Raw genomic sequence first — 19,462 nt, 5'->3', positions numbered from 1 at the left:
GATCATCATCAAACGGCACGTCAAAACGAATCTCTAGGTCCGGCGTCTTCAACGTCTGCCCACCAACAATCAACTCCGTAACACGGCCATAAGATTCACTCATCTTCTTCTCCCTCGCCTTCTCCATATGCAAGAAACACGGTCTCCCCGAAGTTACCCCAGGTTACGGCCGTTTCCCTGCCTGCCTCGTCAACCGGTACAATCAACGGCACCGGAAAGCGGTGGTCCTCGATGCCTGCAAAAACAGGAACGCCGTATACGAGTTTCACGCCTTGAAGCAACACTTGATCATCCTTCATCAAGTCGAGTGTAAAAAAGTCAAAACGCTCGTTGTAGTTCACTTCAAAGGTGAAGATGTCTACGCCGAGCGCAATGTCAAATTGATAAGGGATGCTGTCTTTTTCAATCGGTATAAACTCCATAGGCCCCTCCTAACCTACGATGACAACCATGCCTGGTTTCAGGCGGGTGCCTTTTGGTATTTGCGTATTCCAAGAACGTAAAGTTTTTAGGGGTACTTTGTACGTATACGCCAGCGCTTCCCACGTCTGGCCTTCTCGAACCGTGTGCTTCTTTCCCGTTGGTCCTTGGCTTTTTGCTTTTGTGCCTTTTGTCTTGCTTTGCTTTGTGGTCTTGAGCTGCTGCCGGCCGGCCGTTGTCATCACCTTGACAAGGGTCTGAGTTTTGGCTGGCAGCTTCGTAGAAAAAAGCGGCTTAACCTTGCGGATTTCTCGCAACTGCATTGTAAAATTCATGCCGTTTGCCACTTTATATTCGTGTTCGCTTTCGAAAGCCTCGATGATGCAGTTTATAAAGGAATTCCGGCCAACATATTTAACCGTTGTGCCGGAATTCATCTTCCCCAGTATTTCTTTCCTCTTCTTCGCCGCATCCTCGCCTACCAACTTCCCGGTTAGGGATAGGGTCACGAGTTGAGGCTCCACATGGTCCGTAATGGCGGCCCCGCCCTCGATAGGGTAGGTAGATACCCGAACGGAATATGAAGGCTTTTCGTTTGTGACATGAATTTGTATGCCGTCAATGGTTGCCATCTAACCTCACCCCTCGATATACTGCGGATTTTTCATGCCGAATGATTTAAACAAGTTCTCAAGTTCCTTTTTGACTTCCTGGGCGGTATTTTTCGCGGCGCTGGTTGATTCGCCGCCTTTTATCGTTATCTCAATATTGGGCGATATTATGATGTTGCTATTTGCCGACGTATTGCTGTACGTTGGCGCGAGTCCTTCCGCCTCTGTTTGAGGTGCTTGAGGGGTTGCGGCTGCCGTTGCCATACCATTGACGGCATGGGATACTTCCGGGATCTTGTCTTCTATCCCGATCTGGAATCCTTCGCCTGTGTACTTCCCGAGTTCCTTCATAACACGAGAAGGAGAGTGAATATCGAGCGCATCCTCTATCCCTTCCGTTACACTGTTTGCGACACCAGTAACCGCATCGCCCACGGCCTTCGCAGCACCTTTAATACCATCTATAAACCCGGTGATTGCATTCTTGCCCATCTCCCACATCTGGCCGGGCAGATTTTTGATCCAGTCAATCGCTTTTTTTATGCTCTCAACGATGGCATCCCAAATTCTGCTGGTCATACCTTTGATGCCTTCCCATGTGTCGGAAAAGAAGGTAGACATACCGTTCCAAGCAAGTTCAGCGGCAATTTTTATGTTGTTCCATGCCCCTTCGAGATAGCCCTTGACGGCTTCGAGAGCACCGGAAAATATCAGTTTGATACCTTCCCACGCTTGCCCCATAGCGCCCTTGATGTTATCCCAAATCTGTATGGCGTGGCTCTTCATAGCGCTGAAGTTGCCAGTAAAGAGATCCTTTATCAAAAGGATCGCACCCAAGAAAATATTCTTGATGACCGTCCATGCTGCGCTAAAGTACAGCTTTAGCCCTTCCCAAATCATTCTGACGCCGTTCACAATCCGAGCGAATGATGCTCGGATATTTTCAACAAATGGAGCGATGATCGCCATCACCGTGTTTACAATGCCATTCCACAGGTTGACCGCCGTGGTCTTTATCGCATTCCACGTATCGACCAGGAAGCCAACAATAGCATTCCATGTTGCTGTAAATACCCGAACCGTTGCCGCCCACAATCTCTTGAAAAAGGCCGATATAGGCTCCCAATACTTGATGATGAGATATGCAGCCGCGGCGACTGCAGCTATAACTGCAATGACTATCAGCATCGGCCCCGATATTCCCATGATGAGAGGGCCGACCGACGATAGCAGTTTAAATCCTGCCACCACATTAGGCAGGAATGAGACAAGGACCGTCAAGGCTCCACCAAGCAACAGAACCGCACCAGCTATCGCCGTGAATATGGCTATTCCTTGTTTCAAACCTTCAGGGAGGCTATTAAAGCGGTCAACTAATTTGTTTACGAAAACTGCTACACTTGTTAAAATAGGGATAAACGTTTCCCCAATAGAAAGCCTTGCGCCTTCCATAGCTGAGTTTACCTTCTCCATAGCCCCGTTTAGGTTGTCTAGTTGTTTATCTGCTATGGTTTTTGCAATACCGCCACTCTCTTCGAGCCTGTCTGTAAAGCCCTCTAAAGCTGGTTGCCCGGTATCCATCAACGCCAAAAATGCACTAGCGGCCTCTGTGCCGACTACCGTTGATACAGCAGCCACTCTCTGGGCCTCCGTTAAACCCTCTGTCTTCTCGACGAACTGTCCCACTACCTCAGAAAGAGAAAGTACTCTGCCTTCCCGTTCAGTTTCAATTTCCAACTGTTCTTTAAGGACCTTATTTGCTTCGGCAGTTGGTTTAGCCAACCGGATCATTATTGCACGCAATGCCGTGCCCGCTTCACTTCCTTGTATACCTGCATTGCCGAGCATCGCGGTTGCCGAAGCCATCTCTTCTAGCGAGCGCCCGGATGCACGCGCTATAGGGGCAACATATTTCATCGTATCGCCAAGCATGTTCATGTCAGTGTTGGACCCAGTGAAAGTTGCTGTCAGTATGTCAGCCACTTTTGCCGTATCCTTTGCCTCGATACCAAAACCCGTTAGAATGTTCGATGTGATATCTGCCGCACGGGCTAAATCAATCTGCCCCGCTGCCGCTGTATCAAGTAGCCCTGGCATGGCCGCAATCATGTCATTTGTCTTAAAATCCGCCATCGCCAAAAACTGCATACCCTCAGCGGCTTGACTTGCGGTGAATACTGTTTCAGCGCCAAGCCTTTTGGCAGTATCAGTAAGTCGCTGCATTTCCTCGACCGAAGCACCGGACAATGCACCAACCCTCGACATTGACGATTCAAAGTCTGCTGCAAGCTTGATTGATGAACCAATTCCTGCCGCGAGAACGCCGCCTGCGGCCCCCATGGCTACGCCGGCAGAACGGATGCTGCCGGACGCCTGGTCAATCTGATCCAGCGCCTTCAAAGAGCCGTTGGAGAAATCTCCGTATTTTTTTCGGAGCTGGTCCATTTCCTTTGCTGCCCGCTGGGCGGCTTTGCTTTGCCTGTCTACCGCCTGCGTGACGCTGTTAGATGCTTGCCTAACCCTATTGCCTGCGGCTGCAGCCTGTTCCTGTGCAATACGCCATTTTTCATCCGCTTTTTGGGCACGCACAGCGGCAGCCGTAGCCTTTTCGTTGGCCGCCTGTGCTCTTTGTATCGCTTTGGTAACCTTCTCTTGCGAGCTGGTAGATACCGCTGCGACCTCAGCAGCTTTTGCTGTTGCAGCTCTTGCCCTCTCGGTCGCCTTGGCTGCCGCGTCATTTGCCTTCTGCAGCCGGTCAGCGGCCTTCGTCAATCGTTCATTCGCTGCTGCAGCCTTATCAGCCGCTTTCGCAGCCTGGGCTGTGATGCCTTGTGACTTCGATACAGCGGAGGCCATTGCTCCCGATTTTTGCGAAACTCCTTGCATCGCCTTTCCGGCCCGCCCCATGCTCGACTCCATCCGCTCAAACACTTTGGAGTTTGTGCCGGAAAGCTTGTTCAGGCGCTTATCCAGCGTTTCAAGAGGGCTGGTACTTATGTTGTATCCGACATCTACTGTTAATTTGCGGAGTGACATGCGACCGCCCCCTTATTTTTGTTTGTTTCTCTGGCTCTGGGCATGTAGGATATCGAGTGCAGCGTTTGCCTCATTAAGATCGTCCCAATCCATTTCGCATGCGTCGGAATACGTAATACCACCATCAGACAAAACAACGCGCCAGAAGGCCCAATTCTCCTTGGCGCGTTGTTTATATTCCGCACTACTTGTCGCTGGGCGGGTTCAAAAATTCAACTGCTGCCAGCATTACATCGTCAAATACATCTGGGTGCTCGTCAAAGTAATCCCAATTCACCTTTGGCTGCACAATGACGTGCGTCATCAATTCTTGATAATATTTTTCCTCGACGAGTTGCCCACTCTTATTTTTGGATCGGTCCCGCAAGCGGACGGACTCCCGGACACCTGGATGCTGGAAGGTATACTCTACGCCTTGAATTTCAACCGTTGTCTGTTTCTTTGACATTTGAATCATTCTCCTTAGTTATAGTGGAATAAAAAAAGCCGCCCTTCATTGGCGACTAGCTTTCAACCGTATAGTCAAACACCTGCAGTTCAAACTCCCGATCCTCTGCCTCGTTGGAATAGCTAGCCGTGGCCGGTTTCTTTACTCGCGCCCGGCTGCCGCCAAACTTCTCCTTCGGTGCGCCGTTATATATCACCCACACGGGCACCATTTTCTTGGCATTAGCCAACTGGTTGAGGAATGACACTGAAGGAGAAGTTTGCTGAAGTGTAATCGTAATGGTCCCTAGTGGGTTGTTCACTTCGGACACAACCACATCTCCCTGTGCTCCAACCGATGCCGCGAAGTTGTCCTCGTCCTTCTCGCCTTCAACCATAGACCCCTCGGCAAAGCCGGTAATAAATGTCCCATCGACCGTGACTGTGACATCCATTGCATCATAATTCGTTGATGCTGCCATCTATCCTCACCTCACCCTTAAAATTTGATAGAGCCTTTTATTTTCACACTGTGTACCGCTCCGGCCAGTTCAAACTCAAAAGAACCCTCGTTGTATTCCCGCGTTGCCCGAATGTCCGCCGGGATCTCTTCGCGCTTTTTAAAATACACCGAATACAATGGCAATCCATTCTCGTCCGCCGCGATGATCCCGTTGTTGAAAGCATCCTTCAGTACGCTTGTGCATTGTCCTTCAATAAGAGCAATGCCCGCGTCCGTGAATGGGATTTTCGGCGTATTGTTGAGCAACTGCTGTAGCTGATACTCCATATTAAATTTCACGTAATCCTTGGCGTGGATGATATCAATGTATACCCCCGTGGATGTCTTGCCCTCACTTGTCCCGCCACGCCCGGCCTTTCGAACATATGCCACGGCTCCGGCGTCGTGGATTTCTTGAAGCTCCGTGGCTGAAATTTCAAGAGGGCTCAATCCTTTGATCTCTTTAAACTTCCATGTCACGGAACCAACGGGAGCCGCCGCAACTGCGCCAATCCATCCGGCCTCCGGGTAGGCATTGGCGCAGTTGTGATAGAATACAACGGTCCGCTCCATGGCTGCCGCCTGGATCGCCTTGGCGTCCTCGATATTGTCCGTCCGGGTGAAAAACATCTTCGAGCCATCCAATTCGATGACATCTGCGATCTTCAACACCTCTTCCCGGGCGTTGCTGGTACATATCAGAAAATACCAATCTTTATCGAGCAGCTTGGCGAGGTGGTCTGCAAAATACTGTTCTTCTTCGTTTGCCGTATCTCGGCATGCAATTGCGATTTTATCCGGCCGCTTGTCACCCTGAGCAAAGATCGACTTTGCGGCCAGATATTCCGGGGAAGTCTCCTGGAAGTCCTTCAGGACCGCATCCAACTCGTAATAATACTTGAAATCATGCCCCTTCGCCTTGGCGCCATAAATCAACGGCGTACCAAAGCCCAGCCGCCCAATCGGCTGGACAAGGTCAATAGTAACCGTTACATCCTTCAGTGCGCTCATCCGCCTCACTCCTTCATTTTGATTTTTTCGATCATGTCTTCGTCATATTCGATTACATCCACCATTCGCAGATGCACATCGAAGCCTATCCTGCGCTCGTAATCATAAGTAAGCAGCGTGTCACGCGCTGTCGTTGCTTCCAACTTGACGACGACAATGCCTGCATCCTTTAGCAGGTTGCGCCCGATACCCTGAAACCAGTCCCGAGCCTGTCCTGATATCCGGTAACCGTCTTGACTCGACTTTGCATAGCAGGTAATGGAGATGGTTACCCTAGCCAGTTTTTCGATCCTGTGCCTATCCTCGCGGATTGAATGAACACCATATGGCGACTGATCAACGTATGGCGCAACGAAAGTGAATCCGATGAATGGGTATGGAGGTTGCGGCACCGCCTGATCCTGCATTTGAACCGTCACCCCAAGATAGTTACGCAGCGGCCCCACGAAGGCGGTTTTAATCTGTTGATGGTCTATCAAATAAACTCACCCGCTTCAGCACGTAACGATTGATCGCCGTATACTCGGCGTAATCGTTTTTATCATGCACTTTGTACTTGAGCCCTCCATGTAGCACCTCCGTTTGTAAGGGGAGCTCGCGCTTCGTATACAGGTGTCTATCCTCTTCGGTGTACATGCCCCCTGATTGGATCACGGTGCGTTGCGGAAGGGCCACAATTGCCCCGTAGTCCGTGACCGTTTCCGACTCACCGCCGGGAATCCAATCCCCCGTGGATTGATCCAAGTGCCACTCCGTCTTCACAATCACCTGAAAAGGCTTCGAAAAGCGACGTAACAGCCCTTCAAACTGCCTTGGATTCATTGCATATGCACCTCGTATTCCAACGTGTCCATCAGCTTCTTTTCGTCTATCAGAGGATGATTCCCGCCCTTCAGCTTTTGCGTTAACTCCGAATTGGGCACGAAGGATCCTTTTTCAATGTGCGCCTGAATGTGCTTTTTGAGTTCCTTTGCTGCCCGCTCCAAAGCCCGCTCTGGCGTGATTGTGCCGGCCAAAGCTTGCCCGACAAGAGACTGCATAAGCCTCGCAAGCGCCCCTTCGTATGCGTCATATCCCGCACGTAAAAACGGCCGCTCAGGAATAGAAATGAAATGGGTGTCATCGCGTAGATGAACACCCATGGTAAGTAGTTTTTTTCTCATTTTGTCGGTTACCGGTATGTTAGCGCCGTACTCGTTAAATATCGCCTTGAGCACCTGTTCGCGGTCGCCTATCCAACCAACCTCGGCACGGGATCGCGAGAGTCTTTCCGCTTGCTGCTTATGCTTTCGAAATTGCTTCTTGTCCTCTTTTACCTTGAGTCGGATTCGCATCAGTACCACCGCCCAACATATGGGGAGATAAGCGCAGTTACTACAGGCGGCATGTCCTTTTCCGTCTGTTGTTGAGCATAGGTAACGGACATTTCCCCTAACTGCTCTTTCTGGATACCGACCGGGATGAATTGACGTTCATGAAGCGACTGAGCATACATCATACAAGCAAGCTCCAACGTTTCAGGCAATGTTCGCGGTTCCTCTTCCTTAGCATCTCCAGGCAATACATACCCACCAATATAGGTAACGGACAGATTGTGCTCGCCGCTAGGCCATCCATATGACCGATACAACCTTCCATCACCGACACTTTCGTAATCGGTAATATCACCGCCGCGAGAGGTTATGGACTCCACCTTGTGAATGGGATAGTTTCGCAAATTGATATACGGGGAACTGTCATACCCACTCAGGATCTCCGTGTAGGCCTGTTTACGAAAGGAGCGCCGGCAGTAATTTTCTATGCCTTGACTGGCGACCATCAAATATAATAGCAATTCATCGTCATTGGCTACATCGCCCATATGGCTCTTAAATCGTTCCAAGGTGCAAAGCATGGCTTATCCCCCTTTGCCAAGCTCTTCCCTAAGCTTTTTGATTTCCTGATCCACATAGGATTTATCAACCAATTCAATAGCCTTTCCATCTTTAGTTATCTTGCCGTCCTTGGTTATCGCCAGTTCCCCGCCTATATATAAAATATCGCCGGTTGAATAGTTTTTGGTCATGTACCCCATGATGATTGCCCCTTTCCGGGAGGGCAAGCCCTCCCCTTATTTATTCGCTGACTGGTACATCGGTCAAGATAACAATTGCATCCTCGTTTGCCGGCTTTCCGTCGAATCGCTGAATCACGCGGGTAAGTGTTGTGTCATTTTCAAATGCATCGCCGCCCACGTCCGTCGTCTTAGCTTCTAACGACTTTCTATCGAAGAAATAGTAGCCGACCTCGAAATTGCCGAATGCAATCTTTGTCTTTCCGTTTTCATTCTTGATGTCGTCAAAGATCTCAACCTGGAAGCCGAACAGCGTAAATACATCCGCCTTCGTTGGATCAGGCACAAGGACACTTTTACCATCCGAATACTTAATGTCTGCAAGCGTCTCGGTGGCCGACGTGTTCATTACAAACTTAGCACCTGCACGATACGAAGCATCGACCATGTTTTTAAGCTTGCGGAGTGTTTTCACGTCAACCTCTGCAGGGCATTTCAGTGTACGATATTGCGTCGAAGTGAAGATGCCTTCGCAGTCGTCCTCACCGCCTGGGCCGTAGAAAACTTCGGCGTTTTCGGTGTTAAGTGAAATCTCGCTGTACCAGTCCCGCAACTCCTCATCAATGCTTACAGCACTATCGGCCATAAGTTCGTTCGTCACCTCAAAAATACCGGCATACTTACGAACCTTATAGTTAATCTCACTGTATTGCGGCGTGTCCATTTCGTCAATTTTGGTCTTTTCTCCAACCTTCTTCATACGCATGTCTGTGCCGCGACGCTTCGGCCGGCTACCCGAAAGAGTGCCCACTGTCTTGACTCCAACTAGATTACGAACGGATCGCTTCGTCTTTTTCTGCTTGATAATATCGAACGAAATATCTTCCGGTACGAGAATGCCCCCACTTGCCTTCTCACCTTCCGACATCGAGCGAGCTTGAGTTTTCATTTCCTTCAGCGCTCGTTGTTCATCATCCGTCAGCTCTGCGTCTTTCCCGTACTTGATGTACTTCTGGAATGCGCTGCGATACTCTTTTTTAATATCGAAAGATCGCTCATCATCGGCTTTTGGTTCATCGATAGGTGTAGTTTTTCCGCCGGTGTCTGTTGCTCGCAACTCTTCATGTAGGTCAATTTGCTTTCGTAGTTCTTTGGCGGCATCCGCAGCAGCCCGGGCTTCCTCCAACTTCCCGCCATTCGTCAGGTTGCGGGCTTCATCCAACTTTGCCGCCAGTTTCTGGCGTAACTCGCGTTCTTTTTCGTCCATTTCAATTCCTCGCTTTCTGATTTTGGGTATAAAAAAATCGGCCCTTTAGATCCCCAAAAGGTCGATTTCAAGAAGTAACTTTTCTTGTTCTTGTTTCCTGCGTAGCTCATTTTGGTAACATTCCAAACTGCGGTTGGATACTAGCGATTCAGCTTGCACATAAGCCGCGTATGTGACGACACTAACATCAAAAACACGTTTTATTTTACGAATGGTTCGATTGTACAATCCTGATTTTTCGTCATAAATCCACTCGTCACCGTCATTCTCATAGTCGATCCTGAATGCGAAGCTTGACTGGTTGATATCGCCCCGCTTCATCACCTTGATAAGGTCGCTTGCGTATGTTGTATCTGGCGGATCAACCTCATATCGCAGCCCGAAGTCATCAACGGCCAGTCTCAAGGTGCCGGATGTTGTTCGCCCGAGGACTTTGCCGCTCTCATGGTCAATCAGACAGCGGACGTCGGACATGTCTGCCTCATTAATGGCCTTGGGATCTATCCGTTCGACAAATCCGCCAAGGTCCTGCGACCAAACATTGAACCGCAACCCGTATCCAACGATTCGCGGAGCTGATTCTTCATTATCTGCTCTTAATTCAACCTTGTTCGTCAGCATCCGGCGTTCCTTTTCCATCGTCCTCACCATCTTCACCTCCCCCCCTCTGTATCTTCGCTGTTCTTTATTCCTGCTTTCATGAGCTGGTACTGTTCTAAAATATCAAGTGTTGTGTAGTTCAAACTCATATAATGCTTGTCGCCTATAGGGCCGATGCCGTCTTCATCTTCCAATTCCAGCACCTTATTTATTGAATAAGGCCCGATCTGGATCATGTTCTTATAAAATTCTGCCCGACTCTTCGAATCGCCTCGCAGCTCACTGGTTACGTTGAACTTCGTATAATAAACCCGCCGTTCTGTACCAGTGAATAGCTTCCAGTCAATTTCCTGCTCCCAATTCGCAAAGATAGGCTGGAGAGTGCTTTTTACATACTCCAGGGAGAGGTTTTCCATATTGCTATATTTAGTGTCCGTAATCCCTAATTTGTAAGGCGGCACCTTATATATCTTGGCAACCTCTTTTATCCCTAATTGGGCCGTCTCAATGAATTGAGCATCCGCCAATGGCATACCTAAGCTTTGATAGTCGAAGCCTGCATCCAATATCGCAATACGATGAGCATTAGTCAGCCCGGAATTCGCCTTCTGCCATTCGTCTCGAACAACTTCCCGGGCAGGCTTATCAAGCGGCTTCGGAGTTTTGAGAATGCCCCTCGTCGTTGTCCCGCTGCTGTAAAAGCTGCCGATGAATTTTTTCTGTGCTTGCTGTACACCAATTTCCTCCCGGATGACTTGTATTGGAGTGATCCCCTTGAGCCCCGACTTACTGATCGACTTGAAATGCAGTACATCCCAATGCGGCAACTTTCTCGTTTCTCCATTCGGCAAGGTTGTAATGTACCATACTTGTCCGGTTTGGGGATCAACGTGAACATCAGTTTTCGACGGGTTAAGGGGCCACAACGCCTTGGGCATGCCATTATATGGGCCGCTTGTATGCCACTCAATGTTGGCATATCCATTTCCCCAGGCCACAACATGTACCATCATTAGTTCCTTGAAGATGTAAGCCGTCATGTATGGGTTGGGCCTGCTGCCAAGCAGTTCAGCGACGGGGTGACTGCTATCCTTTTCGCGCCCGCCCTTCTTTTTCCGGTAGACATGGATCGGAAGTTTGCCGATATCACCGCCCAGGATGCTTGCACAGGTATAAACATTACTATTCATTAGGGCCGATTCGCTGGTGACACGCTCGCCGCTGGCCGTTTTCTTTCCCCCAAACAGGTCCAAAAACCATGACTTGGGATTCTTCAAGTCCGATGTATCTTCTGAACGTCTGTGAAGGAATTGAAACCAGCCCATACGAAAGAATCTATTTCGCCGCAATTCTTCACCCCCTCCCTAGAACGAGAAATCTTCACTTAATACATGCTTGTTCAAATCTTGCTCGTTACCCGAAATGTATACTCTGACATGTGCATTTATTAATGCGGCTGCCGGGTCGATACGTTCAACACTCTTTGCTTTGTCCAGCATTATATTATCCTGTGCATCCACTTTAACAATTGCGTTTGCCATCGCCCAACCAAGTACAGGATCGTTTTCATGAATGACCTGCCCCATGTAGACGCGCTCCCTGAAATTTTTGGTCGGAGCGTTCAGCGTTTTAATGCCCTGCCTAATCTCGATCATTACAAATCCTGCGTTTGCCATTGCCGTAGAGAATTGCGTTGCATTGTATGGGTCATAACATATTTCTTTGATGTTCCAGCCTCGCCGCTCTGCTTCTTGTGGGATATAGGCCATTACAAAGTCATAATCAACTACCGCGCCAGGCGTCACCGTTAGCCACCCTTCCTTTATCCATAGGTCATATGGCATCTTGTCCGACTGTTTACGTTCAGCCAGCTTTTCCTCTGGAATAAATGAGTGACTAAAGACGGCTAGACGTCCGTCCGGCAATTCTATGTCAAAGCTGCAACTGGTTAGGTCAGTTGTACGTGACAAATCGATTCCAACAACCGCATCTAGTCCGTTAGTGTCCGGCATCGGATTGTCCTTCGTGGTACCGCATGCTTTCCACTTGCCCATGTCCATGTAGCCGGATAGTTTGGCGTCTACCCATACGTTCATGTTCTTAATTTTGAACGCGACCATCTTTTCAGGATCTGCCAGCGCCATTTTCAACTCGCTTCGCAGCATCTTGAGTCCAGCCGGGTAGCTTGCGACAATAGGGTTTGCTTTAATCCAGTTGCGTTCATCGGTAATGTCGTCATCTTCGTCCAACTCATTGACCATAGCAAAGTATTCGTCATTTTCTAGGTCAACATTTGGATCGAGCAGCTTTGATACAAAGTTGTACTCTATTCGATAACATGGATGGTTCAGATTTCGTCCCGCGGTCGTGATAATCATGAGTAACGGCTCTTCGCGGGCTATCATACCGGATGCTAAGACGTCGTAAAACTCCGTGGTTTTGTGTAGGTGATATTCATCCACAATCCCACATTGTACGTTTGTCCCGTCACCTTCTTTGCCATCCTCTTTCGAGAGAGCTTCCATAAAGGATTCTGATTTAAGGTGCTGGATCTGCCCGTTAGCTATCTTGATGGTTCCTCGTCTAATGAGTTCAGAGCAACCTTTTAGCATTGCGGCAGCTTCGTTCCAAACAATCTTGGATTGCTTCTTTTTCGTGGCAGCACAATAAACCTCGGAGGCATATTCCCCGAAGGCGATGGTTTCATATGATCCAACGCAGGCCAGTGACTGCGACTTGGCATTTTTTCGCGCTACCTGCCAGTAGGCTTTATTAAACCGCCGATATCCAGTATCGCGATGCACCCAACCGTAGATATTTCCGAATACAAACTTCTGTATGATATGCGGTTCAATATGCTGCCTTGCTAACGCGCCTTTACGGTGTTTGAAAAGCCGCATCCAGTCCAAAAAACGCTCCGCGTACTCTTCGACAAAGACATAGGGAAAATCGCCTGTATCTTGTCGTTCAAGGTCGCGCAGGAACCGCCTACACGCCTGTTTATGCTTCTTGCACGCTACTATTTCACCGCTTATGACTTGCTCGGAATACGAAACTAGCTCATCAAGAATCATATATCACCGAAACGATCCGTCACCGGATCAGATTCTTTGGGCTTCTCGTCTTTAAGAGCTATTTTTGTTCTGTCATAAACGGTTAAACCGAACTTACTTTCATATGCTTGGAGTAGCTTGATGGTAGAATTCAAGGCCGTTAGCGCCGGATTCGTGACGTAGGTTATACCTCCGCGCGAATTTTCATTTACTAACGTATATCCCTTTTCCTCCACTTCGGTTCGAAGCTCCAGCATTCGGGCATGTAAGTCACAATATTGAGCAAGTCCATTTACATCTAAATTCGTCAGCAATTCGGTTTCTTCAAGCTGCTTTACCAAGTCTCGGAACATTTTTTTTGCCTTATCATTCAGCCAAGCAGGCGCTCGGATGCGATTCCCTTCTTAAGCGGCTGCTTATTTTCTGTTCCTTGTCCTGTCGCTCAAACTTCTGCTTTTTCGTCAGATGTCCTTTTATCAAATGCAGCGGTTTCGGATTCCTCCCCATCGTCACGTCACCTCCTTGCGTACCCTAAATTTGATTTCAGGAAATTTTCGTGCGCTTGAGGGGGCAGCGCTCAACGCCTCATAGCCTCACGTTTTTGACCCTAGGGGGGCGTCATCGGAACCACGACGGACTGTATCAATCGCGGTTGGTCCCCCACACCTAGGACACCTCAAGCCATCTCGTACCTTGTGACTTCGTTCGACGTAACCACAATCCTTATCCAAGCAATAGTGAGTCGTGAGTTTTTGTTTCACAATGTCCCTCCTTCCTATAACGCTCGTCTGCTTTCCTCCCGCTTTCAGTAGCTCCTATCAAGTCAGTAACCCCTATCCTTCCATCACTACATGAATGCATCCCTATTAAGCCAACACTACCACCCCATTCTTTAGGTAGTGGCTCACCCATCGTTATGTTCACCAACGCAATCATGACATCAGGTACATGTACATTCTTTTCAACAACGCCGCACTGCCTGCACTTATATAACAAGGATCCCGAACTCAACCCCTAATCCCTCCATCCCCTCGAATAAAGAAGCTCCATTCAAAGCGCGTATGATGCTATGAGCAAGGCTGTGATCGCTGTTATTCTAGCTGCCCGCCCATAATTACGGGCATCTATTTGTTTTTTCCAAATAGCGAGCATTGATTAATATAAGGATCACAATCGAAACCTTAATAGCAATCGTTGTATAGTCCATGACCGAAACCTCCGTCCTCTTTGCCGTCTTCCTATCATGACATCGCTTGTTCATTGGTTGGTGGTTCTCTGGGTCCCAGAACAAGTTGTAATTGCCCTTGTGTGGTTTAATATGGTCCACTACATCAGCAGCCAAAGGAACCTCTTTCCCTTTGCATTCATCACATACACATAGCGGATGCAGGGCGAGGTACTGTTCCCGGTATTTTCGCCAGCGCCGTCCGTATAGTTTGGCATATGAGCGGCTTGGCATCGCTTGTGAAGCTGCTGCCTTGTGCTTCTCGCAGCAGCGTTCTGTCGTCAACTCCGGGCACCCCGGCTTGCTGCAGGGTCGCTTAGGCTTGGGCGGCATCTTCAATCCCTCCAACATCTCAGCGGTATCAGGCATGTTTGTGCCACTCCATCCCACTTGCCCCACGCGCAGCGCCGACACTTGTCTGGCTGTTCCCGCTCCGATGCACAATCAGGACAGTTCAGCTTTTCAAAGAATCGGATCTTCTGCTTCTCTTCATCTTCTCCCCTGAATATCTCAGTACGGTACTTCGTGTGTCCGCAAGCGTGTGTTATTTTGACACAACGCTGCAGCCTGTCATGTCTCTCTGCCATGTCTGCGTTCACCCCGGTTCCTTGGTGGTTCCGTTTCTCGATATGCTGTTACTCGTACAAGCCATTTAAGAAACTTCATACTCCCATTCCTTTCTATGCATAATAAAAAGCCGCTGAATAATCAGCGACCACGGAATCATGTAATGCTTGTAAAACGTATTCTCATATATAAGTGGCTTTTGTATGGGGTGAAAATCACCGTCTACTTATATGTGGCGATCGCACGACAAAAACACGGTTCCCGCTTCCACCACGACAACACGTGTAAAAACATTTGTTTTATTCTTTACACGTGTAATAACATGTGTTATAATATAATCAGAAAGGAGGTAAACATGGTCAACCTTGATAAAAGCGTACTCATCAAGAGAAATAATCAAAATCCTAAAATCAGATGGTTGGGTACATAAGAATACAGAAGGTGACCACTGGCACTTTGTCCATCCAACCAAAAAGGGAAAGGTTTCTGTACCTCATCCCAAGAAAGATCTAAAACGGAGAACGACAAAAAGCATCTTCGAGGCAGGCGGGGGCTGATTTAAGCCCTGCCTCTCCCAAGGAGGTTAATCATATATGAGTAAGTACATTTATCCCGCTGTGTTCCGCCCAGGCGAGCCAGACGAAGGCGGATATACCGTGACGTTTCCCTGACTTGCCGGGCTGCATTACCGAAGGTGATACCCTCGACGAAGCCTTGCATATGGCGAAGGATGCCCTTGGTGGACACCTTTACTTGATGGAAGAGGATGAAGACGATATCCCGCAGCCATCGAAGCCGGACTCTATCCAATTAGCAGCCGGTACATTTGTGTCTCTTATCCAAGTGAATACCGATTTCGTCCGCGAGCGTATCCGCAACAAGGCCATTAATAAGACACTCACAATTCCAAAATGGCTAAACGATGCTGCTGCCGAGGAAGGGATCAACTTCTCCCAGACACTTCAAGATGCATTGAAGGAGAAACTTGGTGTTAAGGACTTCTCTTAATGAGGAGTCCTTTTGATTGCAACAAAAAAAACACCCTCTCAGGTGCTTAATTCATTACTATATTCAGCCGCTTACTTTCCCTTGCTGGAACAAGTCGTATTTGCTTATGAAGTCTGTCCAGTACGACTCATCACCAACGACTGATTGGTCGTGCATCCAGATACGTCTTGAGTCACTTTCAACCTTAGTTACGTTTCCGAGATTTACTATTATTTCATCTGACACCGCAAACGAATCTAGGATCATTCCTCACGTACATCATTGTCATTTCTTCATCCGGAATTAGTTGAAATAATCCCATGCTGGTTACAGCCATTAGAGCGCCGTCCACATTGATTAGAATCCTCTATAATCTTGCCTGCAATCTCGCAAGGCTCCCCATCTTTAGAAATGGGCCAACGTGTACTCCTTATTTGTTACATGGTCTTTATAGCGTGCCATTAGCTCTTGCTCTGTCATCCCCGGCATGATCTCACCTCTGATTACTAGATAGTATCAGTATAACCAAGAATGAAAGAGTTAGCACTTTGATTTGAGGCATATCCCGCTCCATCAAGCAACCACCAGAGCGGGTACATACCGACCAGGATTGCCCAATCCTTCCACAACCGTCAGATTGACGGATTAGGTTATCCCTTCCATGCCTACATATCGGCGTTTCCGCTGCGGCCTCTTTGTTGTGGCTCGATAATGTAGGGCTTACTGATCACCGCTGATTATGGGGGTCTCAGTCGGCCAGCCTTTGCATACCGCAATACTATGGAGTACACGGCCCGGCGGACTCCGAGAACAAAGCTCCTTCAAAAGATGCTGTCCGTTTAATGGACATCATCAATTTGGGCACCCTTGTTTTAACCTCGCGCACGTCCGCACGGGCAGCGCCTTTACGCTACTGCCATAATACAATCATACAGGCTTTTTCTCCTAATGAACTGCAAGATATCTGCAAAATATCTGCAAAAAGTCTGCAATGATTTTTTACGGCTCCTTATAGACTTCCAACCGAAGCGCGAAAGCAAGCCGGTGCATTGCTTTGGACTTGGCGAGGTAATAGCTCCGCTCTGGCATTCCCATTTCGACATATACGTTAATGTCCGTTACTCCCTCATCGGTCAGATAACGCTGTTCTATGATTTCACGTTGTGTGTCTGACAACTGCCCTACGGCCCGCATAACTTGCTCGTACTCCCGCTGCAGCTTTTCCTCCCGGTCTACGTTGTATGTGGATAGGTCGCCTGTCTGGTCGCTTGTTACATTGGTGTTGCTTCGCGGCATGTCGCTGTATGTGGCCGTTACCTTGGCCTCGCGACGAATAAAGCCAAACCGCTTATAGAGCATTGCCGACTCCAACCGTTCCTCTACTCTTCTCCAAGTCTCATTTTCATCAAGAGTGAACATAGCGAGTTGTCCCATGCTCCCCTTTTCCGTTCCTTCCCGCTCCCTATTCGGCCCACTTTTAATCTTTATCTCCTCTCCGCCCGCACATTCCATGCATTGAAAATCATGCGGAGACTGGTTCCCAAACGTATACTTTGTTGCAGGTTTGCCGCATGCACACCACAGGCGAGAAACATTGTCACGTAACTGCTTTGTCCCGCCTTCTTGAGTCTCGTATGTGATCGGGCCATGTCCCATTTCTGGAATGGCGGACGTAATGACACGATCATTTTTCATCTCGTTCATTTATCCTCTTCCTTCCCATGGTAATGTTTATTGATTGTTACGAAGTTGAATCCATTCGTCAGGAATGCAATGGCCAGAATAATCAAAGGCCACTTCAACCATTCATACATCCCTTAGGCCCTCCAATTCTTTCATCTTGTCATACCACCAGTTCTTTACCTTCCTGTTCAGCGATCTTTGTTGTTGTGTATCTATAGCTCCATGTTCCTTCATCTGCTTTATAGCCAGCAACCAATAGTCTGAGTAATTGCCGATAACTTCACTATTCTTATAGACAGGTCCATTACTCATCCCTGTACCTCCTGCGGTAAGGCATAAAGCGAACGGGCCAATATAAAATGCATGTTGTCGTCTTGCGCCGAACCCAAGCATCCAGTATCCGATGATCCAACGGAGAAGATTAAAATCAAACTCTACTTTCATGTCCGTTTCACTTCCTCCCGTATCAACTCTATGTCGGCCCCGAATCGCTTTTTAATCGCATTCACGAAGCCTTCCAATTCATCAAATGACCAATTTTCTTCTTCACGACTATTGATTGACTCCCATTTAACGCGGGTGCCTCTGCGGTTGGGTTTCGCCCACGAGACTGGTTTCATGCCGTTGTTCAGCATTTGTAGCCAAGCGGACATCTTCAAAGCAGAGTATTGCAAATCATCAAGTGCGACCTTATCCGTCATCGAGGAAAACCGCATTTCACCGCTCATCCGCACTAAATTTAACTCTCCTGTTGCGCCCATCTTATTCACCCTTCCCCTCAATAGCCCAATCAAAATTCGTCATTCTAAGCTCGTTCTCATCGTATCTCTTTCGGGCCTCCGTGATTCTGGCCTTTATCTCATCCACTCGTTCTTGTGCCCAATTCAAGTCCGATTCAAGTTCCATGATTTCATCAGTTATGCGGCCTTCTTCTTCCTCCAACGAGGCGAACTGTTTACTTTTCTGCTCCATCTTTTGACAATGATCGCACAGGTCCAAACCTTCTAAGGATTTCATTTCTTCTGCCGGCCGCTTCTCTCCGCATCCTTCGCACTCTTTTGGTTCAACGGCTTGTTGCCTCTTTATCCGTTCGCGTTCGTGATACTCACGGTACCACTCCCGCCACTCTGGGTTTTCTGTCAATCGGCCCCGACACTTAAAACAAACTGCAAATGTGATCCCTGGTAATTTGATCGACTTGGTTTTATTGCTGATAAATCCGCAGTGTGTGCATTTATATTGCTTCGGTACTACTACCCTAGCCATTGGCTTTCCCTCCGTCCTTTTGACTCAAGAATATTTCAGGAATAATTCACGTCGTTTTGACAAGGAGGGCGAAATATAACCCTCCCCGCCACTGCCCACAAAATTGTGGTGAGTAATTTATCCATTCACTAGGCGATCAGCAATATAGAAGTTCCCCCATTGATCCCGCTCCGGGAGCAGCGTCTTAATATCCTGATATTCGCCCGTAGCAAGCCGTACAGCCAATTTTTGACCGCACTTGCGACAGCGGATCTCTATCTCGCCCCCACGGATATAATCACTTCCCTTATCCCGGCAATTCGGATTTTTACACCAGTACCGGCAGCGGTAGTGCGGCACCCCGTTCTTATACTTGATCCCGGTCTTCCACCATTCTGGCTCGTCTGCTGGAGCCGCTACAGCTTCCCCAATCGAAACACTAAGCGTGCGTTCCGAATGAAGCAGAGGCGGCTTGCTGACTTCTATCGAATCCCCGGCCGGCTCTTGTGGTTCGCTCCTTAGAACCGGCGCTGTCCTCGGCTTCGCCTCTGCCTTTTGCAGCAGAACATCAGGTTCCCGCCGGACTGCCTTCGCCTTTGATGTTGTTGGCTCCGCTCCCCCGGCCGCTCGCCCTGGCACTAGGCTGCTGAATATTCGCATGAACCCGCGAATCAGGGCCGACTTGTGCTCATGGCTCGCGTCCTCCATTTCAATCTGTCCGCTGGCTGCTCCGTTTTGAACATTTACTTTTATCCGACTCATTCAATACCCCACCT

The 19,462-nt window shown here is 48.6% G+C and carries 23 protein-coding genes and 1 pseudogene; 2 read left to right on the top strand and 22 right to left on the bottom strand.

Translation table 11 applies throughout. The features are described from left to right. Positions 1-95: 95 nt before the first annotated feature. The 17 genes from OCY70_RS33435 to OCY70_RS33355 all read right to left on the bottom strand — a co-directional run bounded on the left by OCY70_RS33435 (position 96) and on the right by OCY70_RS33355 (position 14,489). Positions 96-422 (bottom strand): phage baseplate plug family protein, encoded by a 327-nt coding sequence (locus tag OCY70_RS33435; RefSeq protein ID WP_213431197.1) that lies wholly within the window; start codon positions 420-422, stop codon positions 96-98. A gap of 9 nt (positions 423-431) precedes the next feature. Continuing rightward, complete coding sequence (locus OCY70_RS33430; RefSeq protein WP_213431196.1) at positions 432-1,052, bottom strand: LysM peptidoglycan-binding domain-containing protein; 621 nt, start codon at positions 1,050-1,052, stop codon at positions 432-434. A gap of 6 nt (positions 1,053-1,058) precedes the next feature. Beyond that, positions 1,059-4,067: a phage tail tape measure protein gene (locus OCY70_RS33425; RefSeq protein WP_261945330.1), complete on the bottom strand. Its 3,009-nt coding sequence runs from the start codon at positions 4,065-4,067 to the stop codon at positions 1,059-1,061. Between the two features lie 184 nt (positions 4,068-4,251). After that, a complete protein-coding gene (locus tag OCY70_RS33420; protein WP_213430768.1) occupies positions 4,252-4,515 on the bottom strand; it encodes a hypothetical protein in 264 nt (87 codons plus the stop codon). Between the two features lie 55 nt (positions 4,516-4,570). Beyond that, positions 4,571-4,975 carry a phage structural protein gene (locus tag OCY70_RS33415; RefSeq protein WP_111156569.1) on the bottom strand — a complete coding sequence of 135 codons (405 nt, stop codon included), beginning with the start codon at positions 4,973-4,975 and terminating at the stop codon, positions 4,571-4,573. Between the two features lie 17 nt (positions 4,976-4,992). Then, entirely contained in the window at positions 4,993-6,006 is a 1,014-nt protein-coding gene (locus tag OCY70_RS33410; RefSeq protein WP_213430767.1) for a DUF3383 family protein, read from the bottom strand. Positions 6,007-6,011: 5 nt separating this feature from the next. After that, positions 6,012-6,485, bottom strand: coding sequence for a phage neck terminator protein (locus tag OCY70_RS33405; RefSeq protein WP_213430766.1), 474 nt, complete (start codon positions 6,483-6,485; stop codon positions 6,012-6,014). Then, positions 6,463-6,828 carry a hypothetical protein gene (locus OCY70_RS33400; protein ID WP_213430765.1) on the bottom strand — a complete coding sequence of 122 codons (366 nt, stop codon included), beginning with the start codon at positions 6,826-6,828 and terminating at the stop codon, positions 6,463-6,465. Before OCY70_RS33400 ends, OCY70_RS33405 begins: the two co-directional genes overlap by 23 nt. After that, positions 6,825-7,340: a hypothetical protein gene (locus OCY70_RS33395; RefSeq protein WP_213430764.1), complete on the bottom strand. Its 516-nt coding sequence runs from the start codon at positions 7,338-7,340 to the stop codon at positions 6,825-6,827. The genes OCY70_RS33400 and OCY70_RS33395 overlap by 4 nt, the downstream gene beginning before the upstream one ends. After that, positions 7,340-7,900 (bottom strand): phage gp6-like head-tail connector protein, encoded by a 561-nt coding sequence (locus OCY70_RS33390; protein WP_213430763.1) that lies wholly within the window; start codon positions 7,898-7,900, stop codon positions 7,340-7,342. Before OCY70_RS33390 ends, OCY70_RS33395 begins: the two co-directional genes overlap by 1 nt. A 3-nt stretch (positions 7,901-7,903) precedes the next feature. Then, positions 7,904-8,080, bottom strand: coding sequence for a hypothetical protein (locus OCY70_RS33385; RefSeq protein WP_213430762.1), 177 nt, complete (start codon positions 8,078-8,080; stop codon positions 7,904-7,906). A 40-nt stretch (positions 8,081-8,120) separates the two neighbouring features. Further along, positions 8,121-9,326 carry a phage major capsid protein gene (locus tag OCY70_RS33380; protein WP_213430761.1) on the bottom strand — a complete coding sequence of 402 codons (1,206 nt, stop codon included), beginning with the start codon at positions 9,324-9,326 and terminating at the stop codon, positions 8,121-8,123. A 45-nt stretch (positions 9,327-9,371) separates the two neighbouring features. Beyond that, positions 9,372-9,965 carry an HK97 family phage prohead protease gene (locus tag OCY70_RS33375; RefSeq protein ID WP_213430760.1) on the bottom strand — a complete coding sequence of 198 codons (594 nt, stop codon included), beginning with the start codon at positions 9,963-9,965 and terminating at the stop codon, positions 9,372-9,374. Positions 9,966-9,979: 14 nt separating this feature from the next. After that, complete coding sequence (locus OCY70_RS33370; protein ID WP_249725570.1) at positions 9,980-11,203, bottom strand: phage portal protein; 1,224 nt, start codon at positions 11,201-11,203, stop codon at positions 9,980-9,982. A gap of 87 nt (positions 11,204-11,290) precedes the next feature. Further along, positions 11,291-13,000 (bottom strand): terminase large subunit, encoded by a 1,710-nt coding sequence (locus tag OCY70_RS33365; protein WP_213430759.1) that lies wholly within the window; start codon positions 12,998-13,000, stop codon positions 11,291-11,293. Further along, entirely contained in the window at positions 12,997-13,371 is a 375-nt protein-coding gene (locus OCY70_RS33360; RefSeq protein ID WP_261945333.1) for a phage terminase small subunit P27 family, read from the bottom strand. Before OCY70_RS33360 ends, OCY70_RS33365 begins: the two co-directional genes overlap by 4 nt. A gap of 722 nt (positions 13,372-14,093) precedes the next feature. Next, the gene (locus tag OCY70_RS33355) at positions 14,094-14,489 is read right to left on the bottom strand and encodes an HNH endonuclease signature motif containing protein (protein WP_315973950.1); all 396 of its coding nucleotides are present in this window, start codon (positions 14,487-14,489) and stop codon (positions 14,094-14,096) included. 647 nt (positions 14,490-15,136) lie between these two features. Between OCY70_RS33355 and OCY70_RS33350 the strand changes: the two genes are divergently transcribed. Together OCY70_RS33350 and OCY70_RS33345 are read left to right on the top strand one after the other, a co-directional pair. Further along, the gene (locus OCY70_RS33350) at positions 15,137-15,328 is read left to right on the top strand and encodes a type II toxin-antitoxin system HicA family toxin (RefSeq protein ID WP_390955205.1); all 192 of its coding nucleotides are present in this window, start codon (positions 15,137-15,139) and stop codon (positions 15,326-15,328) included. 36 nt (positions 15,329-15,364) lie between these two features. Then, positions 15,365-15,779: pseudogene (locus OCY70_RS33345) on the top strand (type II toxin-antitoxin system HicB family antitoxin). A gap of 978 nt (positions 15,780-16,757) precedes the next feature. Here the strand turns inward: OCY70_RS33345 and OCY70_RS33340 are convergent. The 5 genes from OCY70_RS33340 to OCY70_RS33320 form a co-directional block, all read right to left on the bottom strand. Beyond that, positions 16,758-17,462, bottom strand: coding sequence for an ArpU family phage packaging/lysis transcriptional regulator (locus tag OCY70_RS33340; RefSeq protein ID WP_249725665.1), 705 nt, complete (start codon positions 17,460-17,462; stop codon positions 16,758-16,760). A 102-nt stretch (positions 17,463-17,564) separates the two neighbouring features. Continuing rightward, on the bottom strand, positions 17,565-17,885 hold the full coding sequence (locus OCY70_RS33335; RefSeq protein ID WP_261948924.1) for a hypothetical protein: 321 nt from the start codon (positions 17,883-17,885) through the stop codon (positions 17,565-17,567). Beyond that, the gene (locus OCY70_RS33330) at positions 17,882-18,202 is read right to left on the bottom strand and encodes a hypothetical protein (RefSeq protein WP_213431291.1); all 321 of its coding nucleotides are present in this window, start codon (positions 18,200-18,202) and stop codon (positions 17,882-17,884) included. The genes OCY70_RS33335 and OCY70_RS33330 overlap by 4 nt, the downstream gene beginning before the upstream one ends. Position 18,203: 1 nt before the next feature. Continuing rightward, positions 18,204-18,707 (bottom strand): hypothetical protein, encoded by a 504-nt coding sequence (locus tag OCY70_RS33325; protein ID WP_213431290.1) that lies wholly within the window; start codon positions 18,705-18,707, stop codon positions 18,204-18,206. Positions 18,708-18,824: 117 nt separating this feature from the next. Beyond that, complete coding sequence (locus OCY70_RS33320) at positions 18,825-19,448, bottom strand: hypothetical protein (protein WP_213431289.1); 624 nt, start codon at positions 19,446-19,448, stop codon at positions 18,825-18,827. Positions 19,449-19,462 lie beyond the last annotated feature (14 nt).

Source organism: Paenibacillus melissococcoides (assembly GCA_944800085.1).
Taxonomy (GTDB): Bacteria; Bacillota; Bacilli; order Paenibacillales; family Paenibacillaceae; genus Paenibacillus_B; species Paenibacillus_B melissococcoides.
This window is presented reverse-complemented; position numbering and strand designations above follow the sequence as displayed.

Excerpts from the sequence above, each read along its gene's own strand:
- OCY70_RS33435 (WP_213431197.1), bottom strand. The coding sequence starts at position 422 with ATGGAGTTTATACCGATTGAAAAAGACAGCATCCCTTATCAATTTGAC.
- OCY70_RS33430 (WP_213431196.1), bottom strand. The coding sequence starts at position 1,052 with ATGGCAACCATTGACGGCATACAAATTCATGTCACAAACGAAAAGCCT.
- OCY70_RS33425 (WP_261945330.1), bottom strand. The coding sequence starts at position 4,067 with ATGTCACTCCGCAAATTAACAGTAGATGTCGGATACAACATAAGTACC.
- OCY70_RS33420 (WP_213430768.1), bottom strand. The coding sequence starts at position 4,515 with ATGTCAAAGAAACAGACAACGGTTGAAATTCAAGGCGTAGAGTATACC.
- OCY70_RS33415 (WP_111156569.1), bottom strand. The coding sequence starts at position 4,975 with ATGGCAGCATCAACGAATTATGATGCAATGGATGTCACAGTCACGGTC.
- OCY70_RS33410 (WP_213430767.1), bottom strand. The coding sequence starts at position 6,006 with ATGAGCGCACTGAAGGATGTAACGGTTACTATTGACCTTGTCCAGCCG.
- OCY70_RS33400 (WP_213430765.1), bottom strand. The coding sequence starts at position 6,828 with ATGAATCCAAGGCAGTTTGAAGGGCTGTTACGTCGCTTTTCGAAGCCT.
- OCY70_RS33395 (WP_213430764.1), bottom strand. The coding sequence starts at position 7,340 with ATGCGAATCCGACTCAAGGTAAAAGAGGACAAGAAGCAATTTCGAAAG.
- OCY70_RS33390 (WP_213430763.1), bottom strand. The coding sequence starts at position 7,900 with ATGCTTTGCACCTTGGAACGATTTAAGAGCCATATGGGCGATGTAGCC.
- OCY70_RS33385 (WP_213430762.1), bottom strand. The coding sequence starts at position 8,080 with ATGGGGTACATGACCAAAAACTATTCAACCGGCGATATTTTATATATA.
- OCY70_RS33380 (WP_213430761.1), bottom strand. The coding sequence starts at position 9,326 with ATGGACGAAAAAGAACGCGAGTTACGCCAGAAACTGGCGGCAAAGTTG.
- OCY70_RS33375 (WP_213430760.1), bottom strand. The coding sequence starts at position 9,965 with ATGGAAAAGGAACGCCGGATGCTGACGAACAAGGTTGAATTAAGAGCA.
- OCY70_RS33365 (WP_213430759.1), bottom strand. The coding sequence starts at position 13,000 with ATGATTCTTGATGAGCTAGTTTCGTATTCCGAGCAAGTCATAAGCGGT.
- OCY70_RS33340 (WP_249725665.1), bottom strand. The coding sequence starts at position 17,462 with ATGAACGAGATGAAAAATGATCGTGTCATTACGTCCGCCATTCCAGAA.
- OCY70_RS33335 (WP_261948924.1), bottom strand. The coding sequence starts at position 17,885 with ATGAAAGTAGAGTTTGATTTTAATCTTCTCCGTTGGATCATCGGATAC.
- OCY70_RS33330 (WP_213431291.1), bottom strand. The coding sequence starts at position 18,202 with ATGGGCGCAACAGGAGAGTTAAATTTAGTGCGGATGAGCGGTGAAATG.
- OCY70_RS33325 (WP_213431290.1), bottom strand. The coding sequence starts at position 18,707 with ATGGCTAGGGTAGTAGTACCGAAGCAATATAAATGCACACACTGCGGA.
- OCY70_RS33320 (WP_213431289.1), bottom strand. The coding sequence starts at position 19,448 with ATGAGTCGGATAAAAGTAAATGTTCAAAACGGAGCAGCCAGCGGACAG.